The sequence below is a fragment of the Falsiroseomonas sp. genome (assembly GCF_041690465.1).
GTDB lineage: Bacteria > Pseudomonadota > Alphaproteobacteria > Acetobacterales > Acetobacteraceae > Falsiroseomonas.
The window spans coordinates 1-3233 of the sequence record NZ_JAWLHG010000100.1; the positions used below are offsets into that span (position 1 = coordinate 1).

Sequence of the window (3233 nt, forward strand, 5' to 3'; positions counted from 1 at the left end):
CCGCGGTCCGAGCGCGAGGGCAAGGACCGCGCCCCGCCCACCGGCTCCATCCTTCGAGAACCAACACAGACTGTCCGATCAAGTCTCAGCTATCGCACCATGGGTGAGGGCAGCGACATCCGCTGCCAGCCCGAAGACCTGATCGTCGCCACCCAGCTGCGCGGCGACCAGCCCGATCGGCGCCACCCGCATCACCCCGCCGCAGCCCTTGCTGTCATTCTCCGCCACCGCGGGGTCGCCGTAACCGCGTGCCGCGCGAAGGGCGGAGAGGCAGGTGACGCCGGGCGCGCGTCGGGCGTGCAATGCGCGCACCGAGAACAGCCACCCGTCCTCCCCGGCACTTGTGCCTTCTGAGCACTCGCCCTGGGTCAGGAGCCAGTGCAGATAGGCATGATGGATGACGGACGGCACATTGCAGATGCCCCTGGTGTTCTGCCGTGCCCATGCACGCAGCAGGCCTTCGGCGGTGAACAGCGTCATCTGCGTGTCGTCGGTGATCGCACCGGCCCGCCCATAGGCGGGAGAGAGGTCGCGGATCCCGTCAGACCCGAACTGCCGCCGGATCTTGGCGAGAGACATGAACTCCACCGGGGCCCCGAGCGCATCCCCGACCGCGCCACCGAGCAGACAGCCCCTTGCCCGGGCACGTGCTGTCGGCGCAGCCGCGGGCGCTGGCCTGGAAGGCCGGTGAGTCACTCGGCAGGGCCTTCCTGTGCTCCCCCACCCTGCGTCGCCGCGAACGGCCCGAACAGCCGGTCCAGCAGCTCGGCGGGCGAGTGCAGCGTCTCGAAGCGCGCCTTCGGCACGGTGCGGTGTCCCGGCCGCTCCGCCTTGTAGCCGAGCCGGTCGCCCTTGGTGTGCCGTGTCACCTTGTCCCCGAGCGGCGGCAGCGGCGCCCCCGGCGCGCCGCCTAGCCAGCGGAACCGCTCGATCCGCAGTGTCCGCGGGTCGTAGAGCATCCACACCACGCAGCCGGACGGCTTGCGCGCGAGCCGGGTGCTGACGCTGACGTCGGCGGTGGCCGCGCCGGCCCAGCTCGCCTTCAGCTGGATGTGCCGCAGACAGCCGTTGGCCTCCAGCACCAGGTCATAGCCGGCGTCGTCCACCTCGCTCCGCAGCACCTCGAAATCGGCGATGCCGCGCAGCCAGAGATCGGTCGCCAGCTCGGCGCAGAGCACGCTGCACACGGAAAACGTGCGGGAGCCCGCCTGGGGCGCGACGAATCGGTTCTAACTGCGGTAAGATCACACGGATGTAAAACTGAGAGACGGCTCCATGCGCGCGGACTGCAGGCCTCAACCGCCTTCGTTGAAACTCAAGCACAACCCCACCAAGCTGAGTGCTGGGCGGCCTAAGTACTACGGCTATCATGATGACATGCAGATCTGGGTGGCGGTTCAGGAGGTGATGGTTCGGACTGGACTGTCCATAAACCAGGTCTGCCGCAAATACACGTTCAACACGTTCGTCGGCTGCTTCGACAACTCTAACCAGCACCACAGCATCTCCGGTGAGACGCTCCGATATCGGTACCACCTTGCGGTCCACCGCCTGCAAGCCGAACAGCACGAGCGCGACGAGTTCACGCACCTCCTGCAACGCGTCGGCGCTCATAGCCCCTTGGTGGACCTCCCCCTGCCAATCGCGAGTGTGTGGCACGCGGAGCTCCAACGCCGCCTAGGAGCCTGTCCGAGTATTCCTCGCCCACACCGCAGTCAGCAATTTTGATACACGAAGGCTATCATCGGTATCCGCTTTCACTTTCACAGGCGCTATAGGAGCAAGGTTGTGTCGCCCTTTGTCGCGAATCTGCTTTCTCGGACAGGCTCCTAGCCGAGCCTTGCTGATCAGCGAAGTGCCGCAGCCTTTCGCTACCCGCTTTTTCTCCACAGCCGGAACGTGATGATTAGGCGGTCTCCCCCGAATCGGAGACCACCCAATGCATCGAGTCGCCCGCAAGAAGTCCCGGCCCGCAGGCCAGAGCCATGCCGAAGCCCCGCGCCACCTCAGTATTGCCTATCACGCGATCGCCGGGCTCAAGCTCAATGATCGTAACCCCCGGGTCCACAGCCCGCGCCAGATCCGCCAGCTTGCCCACAGCATCAAGACCTTCGGCTTCAACGGCGCCGTCCTGATCGACCGTGAGGGCGGGGTCATTGCCGGCCACGCCCGCATACTGGCCTGCCAGCAGCTCGGCTGGACCGAGGTGCCCACCATCTGCCTCGACCACCTCAGCCCCGACGAGGCCCGCGCCTTCATGATCGCGGATAACCGCCTCGCTGAGACCTCGACCTGGAACGAGCAGCTCCTCGCCGAGACGCTGCGCGACCTCTCCCTCGTCGACCTCGACTTCAGCCTCGAGGTGACCGGCTTCGAGATGGCCGAGATCGACCTCCGCATCGAGAGCCTCGATGCGGCGCCCAAGCGCGAGGATGACCCGGCCGACGCTCCGGCCACTCTCCCCACCGGCCCAGCCGTCAGTCACCTTGGCGACCTCTGGAAGCTCGGCCGCCATCGGCTGCTCTGCGGCAACGCCCTGGACGAGGCGGCCTATGCGCAGCTGATGGCCGGCAAGCGGGCCGCGATGGTGTTCACCGATCCACCCTACAACGTGCCCATCGCCGGCCATGTCAGCGGCCTCGGCGCCGTCCAGCACCGCGAGTTCGCCATGGCCTCGGGCGAGATGAGCGCGACGGAGTTCACCGCCTTCCTGCGAAGCGCGCTCGGCCCCGCCGCGCGACACAGCCGCGACGGAGCGCTGCACTTCGTCTGCATGGACTGGCGTCACATGCCCGAGCTGCTGGCCGCCGGTGGCGAGGTCTACTCGGAGCTGAAGAACCTCTGCGTTTGGGCGAAGGACAACGCCGGCATGGGCTCGCTCTACCGCAGCCAGCACGAGCTGGTCTTCGTCTACAAGTCGGGCCGGGCATCCCACCGCAACAACGTCGAGCTCGGCCGGCATGGACGGCACCGGAGCAATCTCTGGTCCTACCCGGGGGTGAACTCCTTCGGGCGCCGGGGCGAGGAGGGCAGCCTGCTCGCGCTGCACCCGACGGTAAAGCCGGTCGCCCTGGTGGCGGACGCCATCCTCGACTGCTCGGCGCGGGGCGATCTCGTGCTTGACCCCTTTCTCGGTGTCAATGCTGAGGACGAATTCCTCAGAAGTGCTGGCTGAAAATTCCCCACTTCGGCTGGCGTCTACGCCGCGCCGCTGAGCTCGGGGTTGCGTGCCT

Annotated in this window: 3 protein-coding genes; 1 reads left to right on the plus strand and 2 read right to left on the minus strand. The window is 67.0% G+C overall.

Going from position 1 to position 3233, the window contains the following annotated elements; genetic code table 11:
- Positions 1-78: 78 nt before the first annotated feature.
- Entirely contained in the window at positions 79-696 is a 618-nt protein-coding gene (locus ACESM1_RS30245; protein ID WP_372625110.1) for an ADP-ribosylglycohydrolase family protein, read from the minus strand.
- On the minus strand, positions 693-1187 hold the full coding sequence (locus ACESM1_RS30250) for a hypothetical protein (RefSeq protein WP_372625112.1): 495 nt from the start codon (positions 1185-1187) through the stop codon (positions 693-695). The genes ACESM1_RS30245 and ACESM1_RS30250 overlap by 4 nt, the downstream gene beginning before the upstream one ends.
- A gap of 752 nt (positions 1188-1939) precedes the next feature.
- On the opposite strand from ACESM1_RS30250, the gene ACESM1_RS30255 reads away from it, so the two are divergent.
- Positions 1940-3175, plus strand: a complete 1236-nt coding sequence (locus ACESM1_RS30255; RefSeq protein WP_372625114.1) for a site-specific DNA-methyltransferase — start codon at positions 1940-1942, stop codon at positions 3173-3175.
- Positions 3176-3233: the final 58 nt, after the last annotated feature.

What these genes read in the sequence shown, in the direction of transcription:
- ACESM1_RS30255 (WP_372625114.1), top strand. Translation starts at nt 1,940, where the DNA reads ATGCATCGAGTCGCCCGCAAGAAGTCCCGGCCCGCAGGCCAGAGCCAT.